15 protein-coding genes and 1 pseudogene are annotated in these 17,668 nt (G+C 48.7%); 1 reads left to right on the top strand and 15 read right to left on the bottom strand.

From position 1 onward, the window contains the following. The first annotated feature begins 21 nt into the window (after positions 1-21). On the top strand, positions 22-918 hold the full coding sequence (gene miaA, locus Q0117_RS08710) for a tRNA (adenosine(37)-N6)-dimethylallyltransferase MiaA (RefSeq protein ID WP_297924623.1): 897 nt from the start codon (positions 22-24) through the stop codon (positions 916-918). Between the two features lie 47 nt (positions 919-965). Here the strand turns inward: miaA and Q0117_RS08705 are convergent, their stop codons facing one another. The 15 genes and pseudogenes from Q0117_RS08705 to Q0117_RS08635 form a co-directional block, all read right to left on the bottom strand. Then, positions 966-2,849: an ATP-binding protein gene (locus Q0117_RS08705; protein WP_297924621.1), complete on the bottom strand. Its 1,884-nt coding sequence runs from the start codon at positions 2,847-2,849 to the stop codon at positions 966-968. A gap of 63 nt (positions 2,850-2,912) precedes the next feature. Continuing rightward, positions 2,913-4,676, bottom strand: coding sequence for an NADH-quinone oxidoreductase subunit N (locus tag Q0117_RS08700; protein ID WP_297924619.1), 1,764 nt, complete (start codon positions 4,674-4,676; stop codon positions 2,913-2,915). Further along, positions 4,666-6,195, bottom strand: a complete 1,530-nt coding sequence (locus tag Q0117_RS08695) for an NADH-quinone oxidoreductase subunit M (protein WP_297924617.1) — start codon at positions 6,193-6,195, stop codon at positions 4,666-4,668. The genes Q0117_RS08700 and Q0117_RS08695 overlap by 11 nt, the downstream gene beginning before the upstream one ends. A gap of 7 nt (positions 6,196-6,202) precedes the next feature. Further along, complete coding sequence (gene nuoL / locus Q0117_RS08690; RefSeq protein WP_297924615.1) at positions 6,203-8,050, bottom strand: NADH-quinone oxidoreductase subunit L; 1,848 nt, start codon at positions 8,048-8,050, stop codon at positions 6,203-6,205. Further along, entirely contained in the window at positions 8,043-8,366 is a 324-nt protein-coding gene (nuoK, locus tag Q0117_RS08685; RefSeq protein ID WP_005869753.1) for an NADH-quinone oxidoreductase subunit NuoK, read from the bottom strand. Before nuoK ends, nuoL begins: the two co-directional genes overlap by 8 nt. A gap of 1 nt (position 8,367) precedes the next feature. Next, the gene (locus Q0117_RS08680; RefSeq protein WP_297924613.1) at positions 8,368-8,895 is read right to left on the bottom strand and encodes an NADH-quinone oxidoreductase subunit J; all 528 of its coding nucleotides are present in this window, start codon (positions 8,893-8,895) and stop codon (positions 8,368-8,370) included. 590 nt (positions 8,896-9,485) lie between these two features. Next, positions 9,486-10,070 (bottom strand): annotated as a pseudogene (nuoI, locus tag Q0117_RS08675) (NADH-quinone oxidoreductase subunit NuoI); the annotation flags it as partial. A 10-nt stretch (positions 10,071-10,080) separates the two neighbouring features. Then, positions 10,081-11,076, bottom strand: coding sequence for an NADH-quinone oxidoreductase subunit NuoH (gene nuoH, locus Q0117_RS08670; protein ID WP_297924611.1), 996 nt, complete (start codon positions 11,074-11,076; stop codon positions 10,081-10,083). Beyond that, complete coding sequence (locus Q0117_RS08665) at positions 11,066-13,669, bottom strand: NADH-quinone oxidoreductase subunit G (protein WP_297924609.1); 2,604 nt, start codon at positions 13,667-13,669, stop codon at positions 11,066-11,068. Before Q0117_RS08665 ends, nuoH begins: the two co-directional genes overlap by 11 nt. Before the next feature lies 1 nt (position 13,670). Further along, positions 13,671-14,378, bottom strand: coding sequence for a hypothetical protein (locus Q0117_RS08660; RefSeq protein WP_297924607.1), 708 nt, complete (start codon positions 14,376-14,378; stop codon positions 13,671-13,673). After that, positions 14,375-14,605 (bottom strand): NADH-ubiquinone oxidoreductase subunit E family protein, encoded by a 231-nt coding sequence (locus Q0117_RS08655; RefSeq protein WP_297924605.1) that lies wholly within the window; start codon positions 14,603-14,605, stop codon positions 14,375-14,377. Before Q0117_RS08655 ends, Q0117_RS08660 begins: the two co-directional genes overlap by 4 nt. Next, entirely contained in the window at positions 14,602-15,828 is a 1,227-nt protein-coding gene (gene nuoD / locus Q0117_RS08650; RefSeq protein ID WP_297924603.1) for an NADH dehydrogenase (quinone) subunit D, read from the bottom strand. Before nuoD ends, Q0117_RS08655 begins: the two co-directional genes overlap by 4 nt. After that, positions 15,828-16,616: an NADH-quinone oxidoreductase subunit C gene (locus tag Q0117_RS08645; protein WP_297924601.1), complete on the bottom strand. Its 789-nt coding sequence runs from the start codon at positions 16,614-16,616 to the stop codon at positions 15,828-15,830. Before Q0117_RS08645 ends, nuoD begins: the two co-directional genes overlap by 1 nt. Further along, positions 16,616-17,125 carry an NADH-quinone oxidoreductase subunit B family protein gene (locus tag Q0117_RS08640; protein WP_005869772.1) on the bottom strand — a complete coding sequence of 170 codons (510 nt, stop codon included), beginning with the start codon at positions 17,123-17,125 and terminating at the stop codon, positions 16,616-16,618. The genes Q0117_RS08645 and Q0117_RS08640 overlap by 1 nt, the downstream gene beginning before the upstream one ends. Further along, entirely contained in the window at positions 17,107-17,496 is a 390-nt protein-coding gene (locus Q0117_RS08635) for an NAD(P)H-quinone oxidoreductase subunit 3 (RefSeq protein ID WP_005869774.1), read from the bottom strand. The genes Q0117_RS08640 and Q0117_RS08635 overlap by 19 nt, the downstream gene beginning before the upstream one ends. Between the last annotated feature and the right edge of the window lie 172 nt (positions 17,497-17,668).

The raw sequence follows: 17,668 nt of genomic DNA, 5'->3' as shown, positions 1-17,668 counted from the left end.
AAATTTACGAAAGGAAACGCCTTGAGCCAAAATCAAAACTCGCATGCAAGCCCGCAGATCGCGATCATCGGCACCACCGCAAGCGGCAAAAGCGATCTTGCGCTAAGTATCGCGCGCGAAATCGGCGCCGTGATTTTGAGCCTCGATTCGCTCTGCATTTACCGGCAGATCGACATCACAAGCGCCAAGCCAAGCAAGGAGCAGCTGCGCGAGATCAGGCACTTCGGCGTAAATTTAATCTATCCAAACGAGTACTTCAGCGTCGGCGAGTTTATCAAAGAATACGCAGCTGCGCGGGCTTTCGCGGAGCTTAGCGGCGCGCCTTTGATAATCACGGGCGGCAGCGGGTTTTATCTCAAAGCGATGCTAAGCGGGCTGGCGCCGAAGGTTCCCGATTTTAAAAGCGAAATTTCAAACGATGAAATTTACACTCTAGCGCTGCGGATCGATCCGGAATTTGCCGCAAAGCTTAGCGCAGCAGACAGTTTTCGTTTAAAAAAATGGCTAAGTATCTATAAATTTTGCGGCGAGGCGCCGAGTAAATTTCTGCGCGAGAACACCGCTCCGCCAGTAATTTCGGATATTAAAATTTTTGAGATCGAGGCGCCCAAGCAATGGCTTGCAGGACGTATCGAGGTGCGCACGAAGGCGATGTTTGAGCGCGGGCTTTTGGAGGAAGCGGAGTTTTTATTCGCTCGCTACGGCTCAGAGTGTAGGGCGCTAGGCTGCATCGGGCTAAAGGAGTGCGGGCAGCTTTTGCGCGGGCAGATCTCGCGGGCGCAGTGCGAGCAGCTCGTAAGCCTGCACACGGTACAGCTTGCAAAGCGCCAGCGCACCTTCAATCGCTCGCAGTTCGCGGATAAAATTTCAGCGCCGCTCGAAAGCTTATATTCTGAAATTTTAAAAACTTTAACTTGACATTTGGCTCTACTTAAAATTCTTTGATTTTTAAAACACTATGCAATTTATTTATTGATTAGCTCCGCTATTTTTTCGAACCACCCTTTTATTTCATCAAAAGCATCAAGCTCTTCAAGCATTTCTTTTGTAAGTTGCTTTGAAAGCTCAGTAGCTATGTATTTTTTTGATGTTCTAGGACTGGATATAGGTTCTATATCTTTATTTGTCTTATCTACATTTTGATTAATAAAATTTGATAAATCAAGACTATTCCATTCTTCTAACCAACCGTCACTTTTATTGTGAAAACAAGTTTCTATTAAATAAACGCTTTTAATTAAATCTGGATGTATGTAGTTTTCTATTTCAGCCTTCCTTGTAAGATAGCCTATGTTGCCAGAATTTATAACTTTATCTAAATACTTTTGGTACTGATAATGTTTAGCTGTGTCTTTTTGATTATAATCGCTATCATATATATGAATCTGCGGGATATTCAATTTTACTAAATAATTATAGTTTACATAATGTTGAATAGAGGCACCGCCTAAAAAAATCATCAATATAGCTTCATTTTCTAAGTCAACTATATTTTTAAAATCTATAATGTTTTTATTAATATTTTTAAGAAATTCAATATCCGTATAACCTTCAACACATACGACTACTTTTAATTTTTGAATTTTTTCAGGATGAATACTTGGCAAAATTCCTAATGTATCGGCTATTAAATCAAGCTTATTACCTCCATTATTAATAATAGCAACATCGTTCACTTTACTAACTAATATCAAATTTTCTTCATCAACCATTTTTGCTATTTCTGGAGTATGAGTTGTGAGTACAAGTTGGTAGTTATCTTTACAAGATAGCTCTTTTAATGCTTCTATAAGCATTTTTTGATGATTTGGATGCTGTGCGGTTTCCGGTTCTTCTATGGCATAAATTATATCCTTATCCTTGTTTTCATCACTATCTAGCTTTCTTTCAGCCTCGGCTCTGAAATAATTTAATAGCACCATTCTTCTAAAACCGCTTCCTCTTTTATTTAAGGCAATCCCATTGTCGCTTTCCAAACTAAATGAAAATAAAGTATCTAGGCTTTTATTACTAATTTGGGGTTTTAAAGAATTTGTATTTTCTAGCCCCATTTCCCTCATTTTATCTATTGTCTCGTTGCCTATTCTTGTTAGTTCCTCTTCTAATTGACTTTTTATCATATTAAATTGTTCTTCAAATTTAGCTACGGCTATTTTTGTTGCACTTTTTAAGGGATTCTGTATATCGGCATCGCTATCTTTATTTGCTCTATCGCTCTGAAATAAAAAATATAAAGGCAACCATTTTTTTAACTGCTCCCATATGGCTTTGGCATCTTCTTTCGTTATATCAATTTTTATTTCTTCGAATTCATTGCTCGCCTTGCCATATAACGCCTTTCTTATTTCAGCATTAGTTCGTTTATCTATATCTTTAACCTCTTCTTCATTAAATTTCTCATTTAGTTTCTTTTTTAAGTCAGTAATTTTCATGTTAATTAGAGGCTCATTGGAGTATTCCTTCGGATACTGCGCTTTTATAAATACTTTTTCCTTTTGTAATTTTTCATTTTTGATTTCAAATTCTTTTACTATCTCTAAAGAGTTATCGTTATTCAAAAGATGTTCATCTCTCAATTTTGTTTTATTAGAGGCATCTATTAAAATTTCCTTTTCACCATCAACCATAAATTCTGCACCTATAATAATTGTACCACCTTCAGAATTCTTACTAAAATCGGTCATATCTATTTTTATTGTACCGCCTTCAAGAAAAATATCCAAAGCTTCTAATATAGTAGATTTTCCTACATCATTTTGCCCAATGATAACATTCATACTTTTATCAAAAAGTATTTTTACATCTTTATACGACCTAAAATTTTTCAATATCAAACTTTTTAGTTTCATTTAATTTCTTTTAATAATAAATTTATATGGCGCTATAGCGCAACTCTATGTAACACTAAAACTCTAATACCCGCTTAAAAAGACGAAATTATTTACCGCGCCGGTTAGAAATTTTACCAAAAACGGCGCCAGCACGCATGCCACGCTAGCTAGCACGACGGCAAATTTTATCTGCACCGAGACCGCGCTCAGCGGGCCGTCAAGCTCCGCGTCCTTTTGCGGCTCGTGCAAAAACATACGTACGATGAGGCGCAGGTAGTAATACAGCGCGAGCGCGCTATTTACCGCCATGATTACGGCGAGGGCAAAGTAGCCCGAATTGACCGCCGCGCTTAGCAGATACATCTTGCCCCAAAACACGCTAAACGGCGGAATGCCCGCAAGCGAGAGCATAAAAATCGCTGCGCATAGCGCAAAGAGCGGATGGGTGCGGATCAGCCCGTCAAATTTCTCAAACGGATGCTCGAAGCGAGCTGTAAATTTAGAGCTTTGCGCGGAAATTTCGGCGCCGGGCTCGCAAGTTTTAGTGCCGAAAAGGCTCGCTTCCGCGCAGAGCTCGATCGCTTTCAAATTTGGCTCGCTCGCTTTAACGCTCCACTCGGCGCAGGCTGAATCTTGCCAGCTCGCGCCTAAATTTAACTCGCCGGTAGCGCCTAGCTCGTTATTTTGCGAAAAAGAAAGCTTTGCGTTTGAGATAAAATTCCTCTCATCCTCGCCGTTTGCATTTAAATTTAAAACGGGGCTTTGGGTTTTAAATTTTAAATTTAACGAGCGGGCGCGCCTTTGCCGCACGCACCAAATGAACGCAAACGCGCCGAGGTTCGCCGCGGCGTATAGGATCCAGTAGGTGAAAAGTGCGGCGTTTGCCTGCGTCGAGCCGATCACGATCGCGCAGAGCACGAAGCCTGCGTGCGAAACGGAGCTGAAAGCCAGCATCCGTTTGACGTCGCGCTGCACGAGCGCCATGAGGTTTGATAGGCTCATCGTAAGCACCGCTACGGCGTAGAGCACGATGTTTAGCCACTGCACGCCGATGCTTTGCAGCGCTTCAAACAGCCTGATCGCCACGACAAAGCCCGCGATCTTGGGCACTACGGACAAAAAGCCCGCCATAGCGGAGCTCGCGCCCTCGTAAACGTCGGGCGTCCAGGTGTGAAACGGGATCAGCGAGAGCTTAAATCCTATAGAGACGATCATAAATGAGCAGGCGGCGAAAAGCAGGACGCTGGTTTGTAAATTTGAACTCTTGGCGATCTGCGCGATATTTGAAATTTCCATAGAGCCCGTAGATAGAAAAAACATCGCCGCGCCGAATGCGAAAAAGCCCGATCCCAGCGCGCCCATTATGAAGTATTTTAGCGCCGCTTCGACCGATCTGGCGCGGTTGTGAAGCGCGATTAGCGTATAAAGCGCCAGCGAGCCTGTCTCAAGCCCAACGAGGATCATCATTAAGCTTTCGCTCGCGACCATAAACTCATAGCCCACGAGCACGAATAAAAACAGCACGAAAAACTCCGCCGTGTGGTACTCGTGCGCGCTTCTTGCACCCAAAGACAGAAAGATGAAAAATATCGAGCCCGCGAGCATGATAAGCATCGATAGCGTCGCGATTCCGTCCACCAGCATCACGTCAAAAAGCCCGCGTATGCCGCTGTTGTATCCAAAAACGAGTCCGAAGCCCAGAGCTAGCGCCAGTATCGTGATGACGGCGTAAAATTTATACGATAGCGTGCGCGCAAAAAGCGAAACCGCGAGCATCAGCAGGGCAAATCCTCCAAGTATCGCCATAGGCGCGATCGAGGCTAAATTTAAAAGATTATTTTGCATCGCTTCTTACCTTAAAATTTGCTTTTTCCATATAGGCGCGAGTCGCGGTTTGAGAGGCTTTGTTAAACATCAACTCAAGGCTTTGCGTCACGCTGGGCTCGATGCTTTTTAGCATCAGATTCGGCGCGACGCCCAGCGCTACCACCAGCACGCAGATAGGGATGATAGAGCAAAGCTCGGTTCTGTTTAGATCGCTTAGCTTTTTATTTTCCTCATGCACGAGCGCGCCGAAGAAGGTCTTTTTATAAAGATTCATCGAATAGATCGCGCCCATTATGATGCCGAGTCCACCCAAAAGCGCATAGCTAAAGCTTATTTTAAAAATCCCAACAAGGCCTAAGAATTCTCCCACGAAACCGATCGTAAGAGGAAGGCCTATCGAGCCCAGCAGCACGACGCAAAAGCAAAACGCATAAAGCGGCATCACCCGCGCAAGCCCGCCGAATTCGCTAAAAAGCTTCGTATGCCTGCGGTCGTATAAAAAGCCTACAAGCATAAAAAGCCCGCCGCTTACGATACCGTGGCTTATCATCAAAAATACCGCGCCGCTCATTCCTTCGCGGCTCATTGAAAAAATTCCTAGCATTATGACGCCCATATGCGCGATCGAGCTATACGCGATAACCTGCTTGATGTCCTTTTGCGCAAAGGCGATGAAGCTCGCGTAGATGATCATAACGATCGCTACGGCGCACATCATCCCGCTAAAATAGACGCTCGCATCCGGAAACAGCGGCAGCGAAAATCGCACGAAGCCGTAGGTGCCCATCTTAAGAAGCACCGCGGCAAGCAGAACCGAGCCTATCGTAGGGGCCTGCCCGTGCGCATACGGCAGCCAGGTATGAAAAGGAAAGCAAGGGGTCTTGATCGCAAAGGCGATCGAAAATGCCAAAAACAGAGGAATTTGCGTGCTAAGCGGCAGCGATAGGCTCTGCCAGTCTAGGATATTAAAGCTGTACTCGCCCGTAGCCTCGTGATAGAAATAGCTCATCGCCACGAGTCCTACAAGTAGAAACATCGAACCCAGGAAAGTGTAGATGAAAAATTTCACGGCAGCGTAAATTCTCTTGCCGCTGCCCCACGCGCCGATGATATAGAGCATAGGAATGAGCGAAAGCTCCCAAAAGATGTAAAACAAAATCGCATCCAGCGCCACAAAAACGCCCACCATCGTCATTTCTAAAAATAGAATGCAGATGATTAAATTTTTGGCGCGCTCTTTAATACTTAGACTAAGCAGCGCTAAAAAGGTAACCAGCGTGCTTAGGATCACTAAAAACAGCGAAATTCCGTCCACGCCGATGAAGTAGTTGATGCCGTATTCGCTTATGAAAGGGTGCAGCACGCTAAACGCGATGCCGTCCACCGGCTCATAGAGTATCCACAAAACTAGCGAAAGCACGAACTCTATAAAGCTCATCGTAACGGCGTAGGTCTTGATGCTCGCTTCGTCGATCAAAAAGCCTAAAACCGCAGCTACCGCCGGAAAAAATATAACCAAACTTAAAAAGTATTCCATGCCCACCTCACAGCGCAAACGCCAAAATCAGCAAAATGAAAGATCCCAAAACCATCCACCTTAAATTTGCGCTCAAATCTCCGCTATTGCTCGCACGATCCGCACCTTCGCCGCTTTTTACCGCCACGCGAGCGATCAGATCGACGCTGGCGTCTATGATCGCGCCGTCGCATTTAGCACAGATCTCGCTAAGCTTGGCGTATCCGCGCACGATCACGCGCTCATAAATTTGCGGGATAAAATACTGAGCGATCAAAATTTTATAAAATTTGCAGTTCTTTAAATTTTGGCTAAATTTACCCTTGCCGTATATCCAAATCGTGCCGATCGCCACCGCGCTTATCATCGCTAGCGTTAGGGCGATCAAAATTACCTCTACGCCGTGCGGGATCGAAGCTTTAAAGCCCGGCAGTATGCTAAGCACGAACTCAGCAAAATCGTGCTCGAAAAAGCCTGCGATCACCGCAGGCACGGCTAATACGCCCATCGCGATGAGGGCAAAGCCTTTCGCCTCGTGCGGATGGTGCGAGTATTTTGCCTTACCAAAAAACACAAGCATTATTAGACGCACGCTGTAAAACGTCGTCATCGCAGCGCCTGCAAACAGCAGCGCCCAGATAAAATACGCGTCCGCGCTCCACGCCGCTTCTAAAATTTTATCTTTTGAGAAAAAGCCTGCGAACGGATAAAATCCGCAAAGCGCGAGCGAGCCTATGCACATTAAAATTGCCGTCGGCCGCATAAACTTATATAATCCGCCCATATTTTGGATGTTTAGATCATCTTTCATCGCGTGCATTACGTTGCCCGCACCCAAAAATAGAAGTGCCTTGAAAAACGCATGCGTCGCCAGATGAAATAGCGCGATCCAATACGCCCCGAGCCCCGCAGCTACGAACATATAGCCAAGCTGCGAGAGCGTGGAGTAGGCGATGATTTTTTTAAGATCGTTATGAACCAGCGCCATCGACGCCGCAAAGACCGCCACGAAAGCGCCCAAGCAGACGATAAAACCGCTTACTTCGGGAGCGAGCGCGAAAATAGAGTTTGCGCGGATTACCAGATAAACGCCCGCCGTAACCATCGTCGCTGCGTGAATAAGCGCGGATACGGGCGTCGGACCCGCCATCGCGTCGGCCAGCCAGGTATGAAACGGAAACTGCGCGCTTTTGCCCATCGCGCCGATAAATAAAAGTGCGGCGATCAGGGTTAAAATTTCAGGCTCCAAGCTCGCTGCGTTCGCAAACACCACCTCGTAGCGCAACGAACCGAAATTTAAATAGATCAAAAAAATTCCAAGCAACATCCCAAGGTCTGCGATACGGTTCATTATGAAAGCCTCGTTGGCGCACCAGCTGTAATTGCTCCTGTTGTACCAAAAGCCGATCAGCAGCCACGAGCAGAGTCCGACCCCCTCCCAGCCGATGAAAAGCCCTAAAAAATTATCGCTCGTTACCAAAACCAGCATCGAAAATACAAAAAGCCCCAGGAAGCTAAAAAATTTAGCGAAGTTTTCATCATCCCACATATAGTAGATTGAATACACGTGCACGACGCTGGATACGATACCTACGACCACCATCATCACCGCACTTACACTATCTATGAGAAAGCTAAATTTTGCATCCAAAAATCCCGTGCTTATGAAATCGGCTAAGCTTACGCTGATTAGGCGGTTGTCAGAGACGAGCTCCATCAAAGCAAGCGACGCGATAGTGCTTAAAATCACCAGCGCCGAGCAGACTACGCCAATAAACATCTTATCTTTGGCGCGAATGAAAACGCCTGCGAAGATCGCCGAGGCAAGCGGTGCAAAAAGGGCGATTAAGAGCCATACAAAAACGGTATCAAGCATCCGGCCCGTCCTTAGAAGGATTTTTAAAATTTACGAAGCTGTCAAGTTCGATGCTGCCCGTCTTCTTATACCACAAGATGAGTAGCCCTAACCCCACGGCCATCTCGCTCGCGGCGATCGCTACGATGAAAAGCGCAAAAATTTCGCCGTTTATGTTGTCGTAAAATTTCGCCACGGCGACGAGGGCCAAATTTGCGGCGTTTAATAAAATTTCGCTCGAAAAAAAGAGCATTATTAAATTCCGTCGCTTCATCATACCCGCAAGCCCGAGCCCAAACATCATCGCAGCGACGATCAAATAGTGATTTAGACCCATTTTACCCCTCGCTCTCTTCGTAGCTCAGGCTCGCGTCCATCTGCTTATGCGCAAGCACGATAGCGCAGATCATCGCCACGAGCAACATCACGGCTGCAAGCTCGAAAATCGCCAGATATTTCGTAAAGATAATCATCCCAAGCGCCTCGGTATCGTCGGTGTTTAAAATTTTAAGCGTCTCTACGTTGTTCGCAACTACCGCGCCGAGCGCGATAATTACGAGCAAAAACGCTATCACGCCGCTAAGCGCGAAAAATAGCCTTGCCCCCTTTTTCGGCTCGCTTACGTTTTTATCCGCGCCCAAAAACATCAGCGCGAAGCCGTAAAGCACGATCACGGCACCAGTGTAGACTATGATCTGCACTACGCCCAAAAACTCCGCATCTAGCAAGAAGAAAAATCCGCTCATAAAGACCATGCCGCCAGCCAGCGCGCTAAGGGCGTAAAGGACGTTTTTGCTAAAAACGCTGATGCCGAAAAGTGCCAGGCAAACCGCGCTGAAAAAATAAAATGCAAGCGTTTGTATCATTGCTCCTCCCCCTGCGCTGAGGAATCTTCTGCGCTTTGAGAGGCGGAATTTTCTTTGGAATTCCGCGCCGAATCAAGCGTAGAATTTTCAGCGTCCGCGGCGGAATTCTTTTTGGAATTTGCCTTAGATTTTTTACCTCGCGCGGCGGAACTCCCCGCGTCTTGCATGGCAGAATTTTCTTTAGAATTTTCCCCAGAATCGCCGTCCGTAGCAAGACCGCCTGTGGAATTCTCGACGTGCGGCGCAATCGAATTCTCTTTAAAATTTTTACTTTGAGCGGCGGAATCGTTGGCGCTTTGCGAGGCGGAGCTTTCTTTGGAATTTCGCTGCGAATCGGGCGCAGAATTTTCAGCGCCCACAATAGAATTCTCTTTAGAATTTTCAGCGTCTGCGGCGGAGCTTTCCTTTAAGCTCGCCCGTTCGGTATTTTGCCGCTCGGATAAAATTTCGCCGCTTAAGCCCGCGCCGCCCGAAAATAGAATTTTATCGCTAGCGGTACCCTCTTTTTTGGAGCTTTCCGCGGCGCTGCTTTTTAAATTTGAATCCGCGCTCTTTGAGCTTAGCTCATCGCTTGCGGCGTCGCTTTTTATATAAGCGTTCGGCGTCACCTTGATCCGCGCGCCTGCGTTTTCATCCAGGCTGCCATAGCCTGCAAACTCCTGCGCCGCGCCGTTTAAACATAAATTTTCGCCGCGAATCAAAAGATCCTCTTTGAAGCCGTAGTAGGCTCGCTGTTCGCTAGCAAGCTCATATTCGCAGCCGTGTACGATAGCGATCTCGGGGCAGACGTCCGCGCAAAGCCCGCAATAGACGCAGCGCCCTAAATTTATCGAGTAGTTATCTACCTTTTTGCGGCCGTCGGCGCCGAGGCTGGTCTCCATCGCGATGCAGTTCGCCACGCAGATCTTCTCGCACAAGCCACATCCGATGCAGCGCTCGCTGCCGCTTTCAAGCAGGCGCATTAGCTTATGCACGCCGCGGTATCTAGGCGGCATAACAAATTTTTCCATAGGATACCGAAGCGTGTGCGAGCCGCCGCGCTTAAACATATTTTTTAGCACCACCCACAGCCCCACGAAAAGCTCACCGTTAAAGGTGCGGGCTAAGAATCTGCGAAACTTATCGCCGCCGGATTTAATAGGGGCTCGTTTATCGATCTGGGCGTATCTTGCCATCGCGCCCTCCTTAAACGATCGCTAGCGCGGTAATTAGCACGCAAGCAAGAGCTAACGGCATGCAGACTTTCCAGCAAAGCCCCATCAGCTGATCGGGGCGCAGATGCGGCCACGCCGCGCGCGCCCATAGAAAGCAGAAAAACACGAGGCTTGATTTTAATACCATCATAATGCCGCCGGGGATAAACCAAAACGCGTTGAATCCGCCCAAAAACAGCAGCGTCGTAACGACGGAGTAGGTTATGATATTGGCGTATTCACCGATAAAAAACATACCCCAGCGCATGCCAGAATACGCCGTCCCCGCACCCGCTACGATCTCGGTTTCGTTTTCGGTAAGACACAGAGGCGTGCGGTTGCACTCGACGAAAGCAGCGATGAGAAAGAGCGCAAAGCAGACGGGCTCTTTCCAGATAAACCACTTGTCGATGCCGCCGCTTTGCGCGCTTACGATGTCTATAAGCGAGAGCGAGCCCGTGATCATCACGATAGGGATCAGGCTAAGCCCGTTTATCACCTCAAAGCAGGTGATCTGCAAAAACGCACGAAACGCGCCTATCGTGCCCCATTTATTGTAGCTCGCAAGCCCTCCGATCAGCAGACCGTAAACGCAGGTACCGCTAGCTCCGAGCAAAAATAAAATTCCCACATTTATATCGCTTAAAATCGGCTGTATCGTCCGCCCGCCGATCGTAAACTCCGGCAGCAGCGGCACTACCGAAAGCGCCACGAAAGCGCCCGTAGCCGATATTATCGGCGCGATTTTAAAAAGAAACTTATTCGCCCGCGCAGGGATCGCATCCTCTTTGGTAAAAAGCTTTATCATATCCGCGCCCACCTGCAAAAGCCCCGCAGGCCCGACCATAGAGGGGCCGATCCTACGCTGCATAAAGGCAAGCACCTTGCGCTCGGCGTAGGTCGCAAGCCCCGAGAGCAGCGCGATGACGGCTAAAATCACGAGCGTCTTTAAGACGGTAGCTACGAAATAAAATGCACTATCGCTCATCTGCCCTCTCCTTTGAAATTTTCTCGATTTTTACGCTTGCATAGCGTGAGGTTTTGAAAAATATCTCGCTGTGCAGTTTCTCATCAAAATACGGCAGATACGCCCCGCTAAAGCCCGGATCGATCTTTACGCTAGCGACGATTTCGCGGTTTAAGCTTACGAACTCAGTCGCGCCGCTTTCGCTATTTTCATTACCGGCACCGCTTTTATCATTAGCGGCACTCGTTTTGCCCGCGTCGCTAGTTTTTTCATTATACCCCGCGCCGTCCGCTTGGTAAATTTTAACGATGTCGCCTGCGCTCACGCCCAGAGCTTCGGCGATGTCGGGGCTTAGATACAGCGCGCCCGCTTCGCCCAGCCCGCTGCTTGCGCCGCTAAATTTATTGAATTGATGCAGCGGATTTGCCTCATAGATTAAAATTTCGCCCTCGCCCGCGCTAATCGGCGCTGAAAGCGAAATTTCAAACTCCTCCTCGCTAGCGGAGAGCTCCTCGTTTCGCAGCTCATATCCGCGGTGGTTTGCGCCGCCGTTGTCGTAAAAATTTTCTAAATCGTCAAATTTAATCGGCTCAAAATCCGCGCCCAAGCTAGGCGTATAGCCGATCGCATGCTTCGCGCAGACCCCAAGCGCACAGGCGATGTCGTTTAGCTCGTATCCGCCGTAATCAAGCGCTGCATTGGTAGGCACCACGCGCTTATCGTAGTTCGTAAACGTGCCCTCCTGCTGCACCAAGCTAGGCGCGTCCAGATCCGCTTCCAACACGCCGAAGCTTATATCGCCCGCTTCATTGTAGCCTAGCGTCTCGCCCGCGCTCATTTGCGCGCTAAGCTCACAGATGAGCGCGACGCCCAGGCTGTTCGTGCGCGGCGGCACCACTAGCACTTTTAGCGGCGTGTAGCGCTGCACCAAGCCCGCTAGACGCGCAAGCGTGGCGCTATTTGGCGTGCGGATAAAATCCTCGCCGATGATGAGCGAAAAATGCTCCTTTTTAGCCAAAATTTCATCTATTTTTTGCTCGTTCAGACCCAGCGCGCGAGCGAAATTTGAAATTTTACTTTCCGCGGGATTTTCGGAATTCTGCGCCGAATTTTTTATGGAATCTGCGCCGCTTGTGCCTGCGGAATTTTCAGAATTTTGGGTGCGCTCTAAATTTTGCGAATCTGCGGGTTTCTCGTCTAAATTTTCCTTCGCCGCGGCGCGCGAAATTTCAAATTCCGCCGCAAGTTTCGCATCCAGCCACTCAGGCAGATTGCGCCCGAACTTTTGCAAGACCCAAAGCAGGATCTGTGCCTTCAAGCCCGCGGCGTGCGGCTGATGGATAAAATTTTTGCCAAAGCCCTTAATGCCCTCGTCGCAAAACGGATGAAAATAGATCCCGCTTGCCTTATTTAGCCTGCAGGCGCTGTTTACCGCATAGCCCAGATTTGGTGCGTCGCTACGTAAAAACGTGCCGCAAACTACGATGAAATCGCTATTTTTAATCGTCTGTGAATCCGCATTATAAAATTTCGTGCCGCTAAGCTTAGAAAATTCGCGCAGGAATTTTTGATACGCAAGCGCTTCATCGTTAATCAGAGCGAGCTTAAATTTTTGCCGCAAAAGCTCTAAAATCCGCGCTTCTTCGTTGGTGATGAAGCTATTAAATTTAATATTTTTAATCTCGCCGTCCTCGATGCCGCGCACGATGCGGTTAAAAACCGCATCGTTTTTGCTCGCCCGCTCGTTTGAAAAATCCCAGCCGAAGCGCGCTCCTGCATGCAGGACGCTAAAATTTATGTCGCTGCTAACGCGATAAATTTTTTCACGCGGCTCGCCTATGCCGCGGCGCTTGATCTCGTAATAAAGCAGTTCGCAATCGCTGCTGTGCGGATTGGAAGCGGGGATTTGACGCAGCTCCCAGGCGTTTGAAACGTATTTAAACGCGCTCTCTACCAAAGCCCCCGTCGGGCAGACCGCCGCGCTCTCGCCGTAGTTTACGCAATCATCATTTTCATTTACCCGCGCGATTAGGCTTTTTTGCAACTTGTTCCACACGGCGTAGGCATCTTTTGGCATCGCGTCCTTTTGCTCCTTACTCGGCGCGTCTCCGCCGCGCGGAACGAGCTTAAACGCATCTACGCCCAGGCGGTCTTTCGCGGCGGTGATACAGCGCTCGCAAACGATGCAAAGGCTAGGATCGTAGCTCAAATAACCCCAATCCTGCACCTCGCGCGCCGTATCGCGGATAGCGTAGCTTTGGGTGTTTGTGCGCATCAGATGGGCTAAATTTTGAAGTTCGCACTCGCCGCTTTGATCGCAAACCCCGCACGCCATCGGATGGTTGATACAATAAACCTGCGTGATCGCTTCGCGCTCGGCGTCGATCTCGGGGCTGCGGCTGTAAACGACCATGCCGTCTTTGGCCTTGGCGTTGCAGCTATAGACGCGCTTGCCGTCCGCTTCGACCATACAAAGCCTGCATGCGAGCGTCGGCGTACCGCCGCTTAGATAACAAAGCGCAGGGATAAAAACGCCGCAGCGACGCGCGACCTGCAAGATGTACTCGCCCTCGTCGCACTCGCAAGCTTTACCGTCGATCGTGATCTTTGCCATTTTAAACCTTAGAAATTTCGGCTAGTTCGAAATTATAACCGCCAAAGCCCTGCCCGCCCGAGCCCAAAAGCGCAATCGTGCCCTTTAGCTCCTCATCCAAAATAAATTCTTTTTCCAAATTTAGGTGCGGCGTTTTGATGCGGACGCGATCGCCGCCCTTGATCTTTGCGACCATACAAAAATACCTTCCGCCGATGAGCCGCTCGTCCGCATCGTGTTTGAAAACCACGGCGCCGTCGAAATTCTCAGGCTCTTTAAGGGGGCTTAAATTTGCCCGCTCTTGCGCGCCTAAATCCGCTCGCTCACCGCGTAAGCTTAAAATTTTAACCCCGAACTTCGCCGCTATGAGAGATAGAAAGGCTTTGATATTTTCGGCATCGGGATGAGTTTTAATAAGCGCATCGTCGATCAAAATCGCGTCGCAGCCGCTTTGCAAAAACTCCGCGATCTGCTCGATCTCCTCCTCGCCCACGCTGCTTTCGCCGCTTAGATACTCCAGATCCAGATCCGCAAAATAGGGCTCGTCGCAAAAACTAGCGCAGACTAGCGCCAGCACGAAGCTTTGCGCGCCGATCTCGCATTTTATCAGCTCGCCCGGAAGATGCGGATCTTGCAGCGGCGATACGCTTAAAATTTCAGCGCTCTTAAAATCTTCTGCGAGCGCGGGATTTTGCAGGCTAAGCAGCGACGCAAAATTTAAAATTTTCATCCTCTCCCCTTTTTGGCGACGATCATCCAATCGACCTGATTGTATCTGATAGAATTTAATAGCGTGGAATTTAGCCCCTCCACCAGATCTGCGCTTTTTTGAACCGCGCTGAAATCGCCCATCTCAAACATAAAGATCATCGTCTCGCCGCGAGCGGAATTTTTTAAAATTTCGCCCATGCGGTTTAAAAATTTATCGCCCAGATGCCTCAAATCGTAGCGTTTCATCGATCTACCTCGCCTAAGATAATATTCGTGCTGCCGATGATCGCCGCTGCATCGGCAAGATACTGCCCGGGTAAAATTTCTTCATAGACCGCGCAGTGCCAAAAGCTCGGCGTGCGGATCTTAAGGCGGTACGGGCGGCTTTCGCCCATCGAGCGGATATAAAATCCAAGCTCGCCCTTAGGACTCTCGCTCGCGGCGTAAATTTCGCCCACGGGCGGGCGTAAGCCCTGCGTAACCAGCACAAAATGCTGCATCAGCGAGTAGTTTTGCGTCATAATCTGCTCTTTGCTAGGATTTACGTAAGCGGGATCGATCGCTAAAATTTGCGGATCGCTCAGCGGATAGTGCTTCGCGCACTGGCGCAAAATTTTAAGGCTCTCGCGCATCTCCGCCATATAGCACTTATATCGAGCATAACAGTCGCCCTCGCTCGCATACGGCACGTCGAAATCAAGCTCGTCGTAGATGAGATAGGGCTCTTCCTTGCGGATATCCCACGCATGCCCGCTAGCGCGCAAGCTCACTCCGCTACAGCCGCAGCTAAGGGCATCTTCGTGCGAGATCACGCCCACGCCCTCGGTTCGCATAAGCCAAATTCTATTCGTATCGAGCATATCTTCAAATTCTTTAATGTCGCTTGGAAATTCGTCGCAAAATTTCAACATCTCTTCTAACCAGCCGTTAGGCAGGTCCAAAAATACGCCGCCGATTTTGATATTATTGTGCGTAAGGCGCGCGCCGCAGTATTTCTCTATGAGATCAAGTATGTATTCGCGCGAGCGAAAGCAGTAGAGAAATACCGTCATCGCGCCGATATCAAGCGCGTGCGTGCCCAAAAACAGAAGGTGCGAGCTAATGCGATTAAGCTCCAGCAAGATCGTGCGGATGATCTGCGCGCGGCGCGGCACTTCAATGCCGCAAAGCTTCTCGACCGCGGCGCAAAAGCCGTAGTTGTTCGAGCCCGATGCGACATAATCGACGCGGTCTGTTACGGGGACGAATTCCGTGTAGATCATATTTTCTGCCATCTTTTCGATGCCTCGGTGCATATAGCCCACGCCCGGGCGCGCACGCACGATACGCTCGCCGTCAAGCTCCAGCACTAGCTTTAGCTGGCCGTGCGCGCTTGGGTGCTGCGGACCGAAATTTAAGATCATATTCGCGCCCTCGCGCTCGTACTCGATGTTTTCGAAAAACGGTCTTAGCTTGCTTGGATTTTGCATTATTTTCTCTTTGTAATGATCTTGTAAATTCCGCGTTTGGCGCGTTTTACGAAGCGCACGCCGCCCTCTTCTTGATATTCTTGTAAAATTTTCTCTTGCGGCCGCGGCTCGCCGTAACCGCTCTCGTGATAGAGCCGCGTAAAGTTAAAGGTATCTTTTTTATCCACGAATGCGGAATTTCGGTTTTCTTCGCCGATGCGTTCGCGTGCACCAACCCCAAAAATTTTATCCACCTCGTACCACCTGGCAAACTCATCTCCTTGCAGCGGATAGGACTTTAAAAGCGGGTGTCCGAACCAATCATCGGGCATTATTAGACGCGCCAAGTTCGGATGAGCCTCTATCCAAACGCCCATCATATCGTATAGCTCGCGCTCCGCCCAGTTCGCGCTTTTGTAGATGCCCGCAGCGCTTTGCAAAAAGCTCTCATTCGCCACAAAGCACTTTAGCCGCGCGCGGCGCGCCCTTTTGATGTCCAAAAGCTGATAAAAAACCTCGATACCGCCGCGAGCCTCGGTAAAATCCACGCCGCTTAGCTCGCATAAAATTTCATATCCCGCGCCCTTAAGCGCACGCAGCGCCGCTAAATTTTGCGCAGACTCCACATAGAGCACAAGGGTGTTAAATTCCACATATGAGTTTAAAATTTGAATGCCTTCAAGCGCGTCCAGATCATCTTTAAAATCGCTCGCGCTTGCGTCTAACTTCTGCGTTTCCTCGGGGATAAAAAATCTGTCTTTGTAGTAATTTTTTTTACTCTGATCGCCTTTGGGATTAAATTTTCTCATCAGATCAGCCTTTTTGCCTTTTGCGCGCGGCGCGGGGTTTGGGTGCGGATCTTTTTTTGCAGCACCATCATCGCAAACTGCAGCGTCTCGGGGCGCGGCGCGCATCCTGGCAGATAGATATCCACGGGCACTATGCGGTCGCAGCCCTGCACCGTAGCGTAGGTATTAAACATCCCTCCGGTATTGGCGCAGCTGCCCATACTGATAACCCATTTAGGCTCTGGCATCGCGTCGTATAGGCGGCGCGTAAACTCGGCGTGCTTTTTGCTAAGCGTGCCTGCGATTATCATCACATCCGATTGCTTAGCGCTTGCACGAAATATCGTGCCGAAGCGGTCGAAGTCAAATCTGCCCGCGCCCGCCGCCATCATCTCGATCGCGCAGCACGCAAGCCCGTACGTCATCGCCCACAAAGAGTTGCTCCTGCCCCACGCGATCAGTTTATCGACGGTGGTGAGAACTACGGGAAGCCCGTTTTCGCGCGCGTAGTTTATCTTATGCTCTGCCAATTTAGCGCTCCTTTTTTCCAGGCGTAGATGAAACCGATGCCTAATAATACGATGAAAAACGCCATCTCCACGAGCCCGAACACGCCTAAAATTTTAAAATTTACCGCCCACGGAAACATAAAGATAATCTCGACATCAAAAAGTATGAAAAGCACGGCTATCAAAAAAAAGTGGGAGTTCATTCGGTTAGGCTGCTTGACGGCCTCGGGGCCGCTTTCGTAAATTTCGCCCTTTAGCCGCTCGTCGCGCCTGTCTGCCAAACGCGAGCCTACCAAAGAGGATAGTTTAACGATGAGCGAAAAGACGCAAAAGGCTAGGATTAGCATTACGAATATTCCGAAATACGGGCTTTGCAGCGGAATTCTAGACATTTTTCGCCTCGGTTTTAAAATTTAATGTGGATTGTAACGAAGTATTGATTTAATAAAGCTTAGCGCGCGCCACTAAATTCGCTTTTAAAATTAAAATTTATATACCTCGCCCGTGCGATTTAGTGGGGATTAAGGCGCGTGTGGTAAAATTTCGCGGATTTTAAGGGAGAGC

Source organism: uncultured Campylobacter sp. (genome assembly GCF_937997535.1).
Lineage (GTDB): Bacteria > Campylobacterota > Campylobacteria > Campylobacterales > Campylobacteraceae > Campylobacter_B.
This window is presented reverse-complemented; position numbering and strand designations above follow the sequence as displayed.

What these genes read in the sequence shown, in the direction of transcription:
- Q0117_RS08705 (WP_297924621.1), bottom strand. Translation starts at nt 2,849, where the DNA reads ATGAAACTAAAAAGTTTGATATTGAAAAATTTTAGGTCGTATAAAGAT.
- Q0117_RS08700 (WP_297924619.1), bottom strand. Translation starts at nt 4,676, where the DNA reads ATGCAAAATAATCTTTTAAATTTAGCCTCGATCGCGCCTATGGCGATA.
- Q0117_RS08695 (WP_297924617.1), bottom strand. Translation starts at nt 6,195, where the DNA reads ATGGAATACTTTTTAAGTTTGGTTATATTTTTTCCGGCGGTAGCTGCG.
- nuoL (WP_297924615.1), bottom strand. Translation starts at nt 8,050, where the DNA reads ATGCTTGATACCGTTTTTGTATGGCTCTTAATCGCCCTTTTTGCACCG.
- nuoK (WP_005869753.1), bottom strand. Translation starts at nt 8,366, where the DNA reads ATGGGTCTAAATCACTATTTGATCGTCGCTGCGATGATGTTTGGGCTC.
- Q0117_RS08680 (WP_297924613.1), bottom strand. Translation starts at nt 8,895, where the DNA reads ATGATACAAACGCTTGCATTTTATTTTTTCAGCGCGGTTTGCCTGGCA.
- nuoH (WP_297924611.1), bottom strand. Translation starts at nt 11,076, where the DNA reads ATGAGCGATAGTGCATTTTATTTCGTAGCTACCGTCTTAAAGACGCTC.
- Q0117_RS08665 (WP_297924609.1), bottom strand. Translation starts at nt 13,669, where the DNA reads ATGGCAAAGATCACGATCGACGGTAAAGCTTGCGAGTGCGACGAGGGC.
- Q0117_RS08660 (WP_297924607.1), bottom strand. Translation starts at nt 14,378, where the DNA reads ATGAAAATTTTAAATTTTGCGTCGCTGCTTAGCCTGCAAAATCCCGCG.
- Q0117_RS08655 (WP_297924605.1), bottom strand. Translation starts at nt 14,605, where the DNA reads ATGAAACGCTACGATTTGAGGCATCTGGGCGATAAATTTTTAAACCGC.
- nuoD (WP_297924603.1), bottom strand. Translation starts at nt 15,828, where the DNA reads ATGCAAAATCCAAGCAAGCTAAGACCGTTTTTCGAAAACATCGAGTAC.
- Q0117_RS08645 (WP_297924601.1), bottom strand. Translation starts at nt 16,616, where the DNA reads ATGAGAAAATTTAATCCCAAAGGCGATCAGAGTAAAAAAAATTACTAC.
- Q0117_RS08635 (WP_005869774.1), bottom strand. Translation starts at nt 17,496, where the DNA reads ATGTCTAGAATTCCGCTGCAAAGCCCGTATTTCGGAATATTCGTAATG.